Source organism: Aeromonas sp. WP2-W18-CRE-05 (genome assembly GCF_014168615.1).
GTDB classification, from domain to species: domain Bacteria; phylum Pseudomonadota; class Gammaproteobacteria; order Enterobacterales; family Aeromonadaceae; genus Aeromonas; species Aeromonas caviae.
This window is the reverse complement of the sequence record NZ_AP021925.1, coordinates 1-5,636: the sequence shown is the minus strand read 5'-3', so window position 1 is coordinate 5,636 and position 5,636 is coordinate 1. Positions and strand designations below refer to the sequence as shown.

The window sequence follows — 5,636 nt, the reverse complement described above, 5'->3', positions numbered from 1 at the left end:
TAACAAATAAAGACTTACCTCTTAGCTCACAACGTTCAGCAAAAATGTGGCCAACTAAATCCTTATCATGGGGTAACAGGGGCATCAACAATGAAGTAGGGCCCACTGACCCCACTCAATCACCGTACTCCCTGTCACCATACTCTCGATACTCCCGCCCGAGGCTCATAGAGCTACGCCGCGGCTCCAGCTCAATGTTCAGGGCTTCAATTTTTGGCTCAATGTCTCGACTTGACCGCTCAAGTGCAACACCTGCTTGCTCAAGCTCCCCACGCTCTCTCGCAATGCCCGGTTCTCGGTAGAGGTGGCCTCGAACATCCGCCGCAAATCGCTGTAGGCGTTCTCCCAGGCCACGTGCTGCGCTCTGTACCCGCCTTCCAAGCTCTCTAACGCTTTCAATAACTGCCGCTCTAGTTCCGTCATTCAGTACCCCTCCGGGATCCTCCAGGGATATTCCCCTCTCTCTGATTCCTCTTCGCGACCATAGGCCAACTCCTTCAAGTCCATCTTCACGCACAGCCGCTGATCCTTGCCGCACGTCGACAGTTCCAATTTTCCGCCCTTCGCTGCCAACTGCTCCAATGTCTTGTTCTGGCGTGAGATCTCTACCCAGTTCTCGGCGATGACCCTGCCCTGGTACCACACCACGACCCAGCTGATCCCCAGCAGAAACGCCACTCCAATCAACGGAAAGACCCACCCCTTCAACACCAGCCAGCCCCACCTCCGGCTCTGGGCGTCGATAGCGGCGTTCAATCTCAGAGCGCTTGAGTCCAACGCCGCGAGAATAGCTTTCTCGTGCGGCTCGAACGCGTTCTTCACGCTCGTTTCGATATCGCTCGCCTGCTGCTTCGAGCTCTCTTCGAAGGTCTTGGCCAGCTCTAAAATCTTGCTCATACAGGGCCCCTTTTAGCCGGATATTCCGCCCCCCTTCCGGGTCGGCAATGCTGATACTCTTGCGGGTCTCCCGCACCACCTCAAAGCCATGCTGCTTCAACGTGGCCACCACGTCTCCCCGATCGGCCAGCTCACCGGCTGCCGCCAGTGAAAGCAGACCATCGGTGATCGCTTGTGCCGCGTCCTGCTTGGCTTTTGGCAAGTTTCGGGGGGTCATCAATGCCCGTTTGTTCAAAGGATCATCCGGGTCATGCAAACCCAACTGGGCGTTGACCACCACCTTCCACGCATCGATGCGGGGCCGGTCTGCCCGGTCGAAATAGGGTTGCAGCCGCTTGCCACTCAGCAGTTCGATATTCGGGATCACGAAGTTGAGCTCAAGCCGCTCTTTGTCCCGGTGCTCCACCCACAGACAGGCGTATTGATCCCGATCCAGCCCCGGCAACAACGCACGCTCGAAGCTGTCCATCAACTTGTCCTTGTCCTCCCTGGGCAAATCCGCTTCCTGGAACGACAGCACGCCGCTGGTGTACTTCTTGGCGTAGGGGCTACTGTCGATCAGCGCCTCGATGAGACCCGGATCGCCACGGTCAAGGGTCGCCCCCTCCCGATCCCGCTGCGGCCCCAGCAGGTAATCGACCGGGCCGCTACCGCGCCCCACGCCACGGGCATGAAATTTAACGATCATGACTCGCTGCACAGCCAGACGGTGGCCACACTGAGCGCTTCATCGTGCTCCTGGTAAACCTCCCCGCTGATCTCCTGGCCGTCCTTCAACAACCGCAAGCTCCACCCCTGTTCGCCGGGCAACCGGATCAGGGTGTAGTCATACTCGGCTACGCCGCATTCGTTCATCACGTTACCTCCGTTGAGGGGACAGACAGGGCCTGCAAAGCACGCTCCATTGCCATCAGCACAGCGATCACCTGGACACGTTCAACCGCCCCCCATTCACCGCTGTTCACCCGCCGAGCCACCTGATTGAGGTTGTTGCCGATCCCGGCTAACTGCCGCAACAAGGCCGGGTCGGCTTTGGGTACTGGCGTGCGCCGCCGACCGGCTGCCTTGTCGTGCCCAAGACACTGGCTCCGCATCCATTCGGCCAGCCGTTCATCGCCACTCAAGCCTTTGAGCCGGGCAAATTCCTCGTCGGTGACCCGGATCTTGATCACCCGTTCACGTTTGGCCGTGGTCATTTCTGGTCACCGTTACCGGAATGAAGCTGCCCCCGCCATGCTGACTGCACAGCCTCATGCAGCCTGGCCACCACCTCGGGGGCAAGGGTAGAGGTGCGGCCATCCCGTAGGTTCCGCAGGAAGATCTCCAGCTCGCCACAATCTGGACGATTTAAGGTAACAGTGACCGTTTTTTCCCGTTGCCGTGCGCGGTAAGCAGCTTGCTTGGCGGCAGGGCTCAACGCCTTGCCGGTCGGTGGCCGACCTCGGCGCTTGCCACTTGGCAACAAGTCCAGCGTCTGGTCGTCTCGTTCGTCCTTCATCCGATCACCTCAATTACGGTAACTGTGACCATATCCCTCTCCTGTCTGCCGACCTGGGAAAGCCCGGAACGGGGTTTTTCGGGGCGGTGGAAGCAGGGGGTTTCGGGGGCGGCACGCCCCTGAACCAGCTTCACAGAGGAACCGAAGACGCGAAGCGGCTAAGGGCCCTCTGTGTATGCTGGCTTAGAGTCAAGTTTGACATAGCCGGAATAGGTTGTAACCACCTGTTGGCGAGACTATTTAAAGTAACAGTGACTGTAATTGGATGGCTTCGAGAGTAGGTAACCAGTGGGGGGCAAAAAAGGCTCAAAGGGGAGTGATAATGCGTGCCCTGGGGAAGCAAAAAAACGGGCGAAAAGGATGTTGGCAAGCCGCCGCAGTTTGCCGGGCTCTCCTATCTTTCGCTGCGCTTCAAGATAGGAGAGCCCTCCTACAGACCCACATCGATTTAGGGTCTTTTACAGGATAAGCTCGCCTTGCTCCGGACTATCGAGACTGCTTGCGGCAGCTCCCTCTCACGCGCTCCAGAGAACACACCCCGTCCCGCTGCACTCTGCTTTAGCCCCCGCCTGTTGGTCGGGCTGCCGCGCCGTTTTTTAAGAGCTGGCCGTGGTTGGTTCCCCGTTACGCTCTACTTGCAGATGCCCCAAGGTTGCGAGCCCTGGGAGGCTGTGGTGCGCGATTGCACGCTTGGGCAGTATGTGAGATATCCCCGTTCTGCCCGACCTTCACACCCGCTACGGCAACAATCACTTGCGTCCAATCCGAGCGAATACGACAAAGCGCCAAAGGTGAAAGCCTTTGGTAACAGGGGTTCGGAGAGGATTTGATACTTGAACAGCAGGCCGCGCGCGGCTAAACTGAGGGGGTGCTTTACGGTATCTGCTTCCTCTCACCGAAGCTGTTACCCACCGGATTCCAAGGCCGGCAAGCCGAGGAACACCGGGCAAAGAACCCGCCTAGATAGGTGGGTTTTTTGTTTTCTGGTGGGCAGGTTACGCTTGATCAGATGATCTGATCAAGATCATTTAGAATACGAACCTCACAGAACGAGCGTAGAGCTCACTCGCCACCTAACCCATAGCATTTCCATTGCTGGAACAAAAAACGCGCCATAGCGCGTTTTAATGAAGGATCCGAAGATATGGAAAAGGATCCTGTCTTGATTACGGCATATTCGTTATCGGAGTTCTACGCCGCGCAACAGTCCCCCCAGCCGATACAGCCGTCTCAAGCTGATGATCTTGGCGAAGAGAAAGCTGAACCTCGACATTAAAACCACAAGCCGCATGCTCGTCACAGATAAACGCCTCTGTGTTTGGTGCCCAAATAGCCGAAGTGTCTTCTCGGCGAAGCCTTACAGAAAAATTATTTGTCGCCGGGTTACGGCAACCGGCAATGATACAGGCCATTGGTTACTCCTCTATGTGTAAACCAGGTCACATCATAGCCGAATGGGCACCACTCAAAAAACAAAAAGCTATTCCTATCAATAAATTAAAAATCACCAAGGCTTGTTAGAGCCAGCCCTGGAGCCAGAATTATCTTGTACAAGTAACTCCCAGTTAATTACCCCAAACTGATTGCAGTATTTAGAAACAAACTCAGCGGTAAATAAATTCAATTTGGCATCAATAAGAAGTTGCAACTCTTCATTTCTTTCTTTAGCAGTTCGACCAAAAGGCTCGATTATATCTTTATATAGATTGGAATTGCCATCTGAAATAAACCCCCAAAAATCCTCTCCACACATTTTAATGTGTGTTCCTTTGTCTGGAGAAGACTCATACCCATAACAGCAACCTTCAACACAAAAAATTGATTGCGAACTCATGCCGCCAGATGTTCCTAAAACCTTCTTGGCCAACAAGAAATTATCCTTCATTTTCTTTATTTGAGATGAATTACCCCAGTTAGGCCCAGACTTTATGCTAACAAGATATTTAACACCACCTCTTTCAAATTCAAGATCAATACCAGTAGCACTTGATTTCCTACCACCTAATGCTTGAGAGCATGTAAAAATTGCAACTTTCTCCATGAAATTACCAAAGACAGTTTCCTCGCCAGAAGAAACCGTGGCATCCATGATAGACTTAATTAAGTCACTAGCATTATTCATCCCCTTTGCTTTAAACAAATAAGGATTCTTTCTCTTTGTTATGTCAACGAGTTTTAAACTGCTTATTTTAAGTTCCTTCTTTTTATGAAAATCACCATCTACATTGGAAACAATAAAATCTGATATTGTTGCAGAATCAATCATTGAGCCCCCTCAAAAACAACAAATCCATTTTTTTCTTTTTTTGACAAATTAACTCGCTCAGCACTAACAAGACAATGCTCTCCCAGCAACTCAATGCCAATCCCTATGCGCCCAAGATCTTGAGCAACCTTCATTGTGGTTCCGGAGCCAGAGAACGGGTCTAGCACCACATCACCACTTTGAGTGAACAGCTTGATAAACCAAGCAGGTAGGCTCTCTGGAAAGGCTGCGCTATGGCTTTTATTTGAGCACTCCGTGGCCAGATGTAGCACGTTAGATGGCAACGCCATTTTACGATCTTTCCAGTTTTCTATTTTTTTACCAAATCCACTTCCAACTTTTGATTCATCCCTTCGCTTATCTGTATCACTTAAATTTTTCAGCCTGCTATTAGCCCAATCCCCCATAGGAACTTTAACTGCATCTTGATACATATGGAACTTTTTGCTTTTTGTAAAGTGCAAGCAACGCTCCCAAGAATCTCTAAATCTATTAGGCCATTTACCAGGGAAACTGTTTTTTTTGTGCCACATGTACTCCTCTGTCCATAGCCATCCGAGCTCCCTCATTTTTATAATCAGCTCAAGAACATATGTATGCCTTTCACCATTAACAACCTTTTCCTTAATGTTAAGGACAAAAGAGCCGGTTGGTCTCAGAACCCTTAGTAGCTCCTTAGCAATTGGAAGGAACCAGCTAACATATTCATCAGGATTTACCCCGCCATATGTATTCTTTCTCTGATCAGCATAAGGTGGAGAGGTAACAATAAGGTCTATTGATTCATCATCCATACGCTTTAGAACGGATAAACAATCCGCATTAAACAAAGTAGATGTATTGATGTCCAACCTATTCTTTGTGCGCTGCAACATTTCTTTCACCAAAAAAATTTCGTGGGCTGATCATAACGGTTTAACTAAAGGAGGTCCAGCACTTATTCTGGTCATGGCTTCGGTCTATATTTTTTATCCT

5 protein-coding genes and 2 pseudogenes are annotated in these 5,636 nt (G+C 51.3%); all 7 read right to left on the bottom strand.

The features are described from left to right. Positions 1-423: 423 nt before the first annotated feature. A pseudogene (locus tag H7R73_RS24370) lies at positions 424-837 on the bottom strand (MbeB family mobilization protein); the annotation flags it as partial. Beyond that, positions 734-1,585 (bottom strand): annotated as a pseudogene (locus H7R73_RS24620) (relaxase/mobilization nuclease domain-containing protein); the annotation flags it as partial. The pseudogenes H7R73_RS24620 and H7R73_RS24370, both read right to left, overlap by 104 nt. After that, complete coding sequence (locus H7R73_RS24045) at positions 1,582-1,755, bottom strand: hypothetical protein (protein ID WP_163157864.1); 174 nt, start codon at positions 1,753-1,755, stop codon at positions 1,582-1,584. The gene H7R73_RS24045 and the pseudogene H7R73_RS24620, both read right to left, overlap by 4 nt. Further along, positions 1,752-2,093, bottom strand: coding sequence for a plasmid mobilization relaxosome protein MobC (gene mobC, locus H7R73_RS24040; RefSeq protein ID WP_182951819.1), 342 nt, complete (start codon positions 2,091-2,093; stop codon positions 1,752-1,754). Before mobC ends, H7R73_RS24045 begins: the two co-directional genes overlap by 4 nt. Continuing rightward, positions 2,090-2,395: a hypothetical protein gene (locus H7R73_RS24035; protein ID WP_017411281.1), complete on the bottom strand. Its 306-nt coding sequence runs from the start codon at positions 2,393-2,395 to the stop codon at positions 2,090-2,092. Before H7R73_RS24035 ends, mobC begins: the two co-directional genes overlap by 4 nt. Before the next feature lie 1,504 nt (positions 2,396-3,899). Next, positions 3,900-4,661, bottom strand: coding sequence for a PmeII family type II restriction endonuclease (locus H7R73_RS24030; protein WP_080602840.1), 762 nt, complete (start codon positions 4,659-4,661; stop codon positions 3,900-3,902). Then, positions 4,658-5,536, bottom strand: coding sequence for a DNA-methyltransferase (locus H7R73_RS24025; protein WP_085946241.1), 879 nt, complete (start codon positions 5,534-5,536; stop codon positions 4,658-4,660). Before H7R73_RS24025 ends, H7R73_RS24030 begins: the two co-directional genes overlap by 4 nt. Positions 5,537-5,636 lie beyond the last annotated feature (100 nt).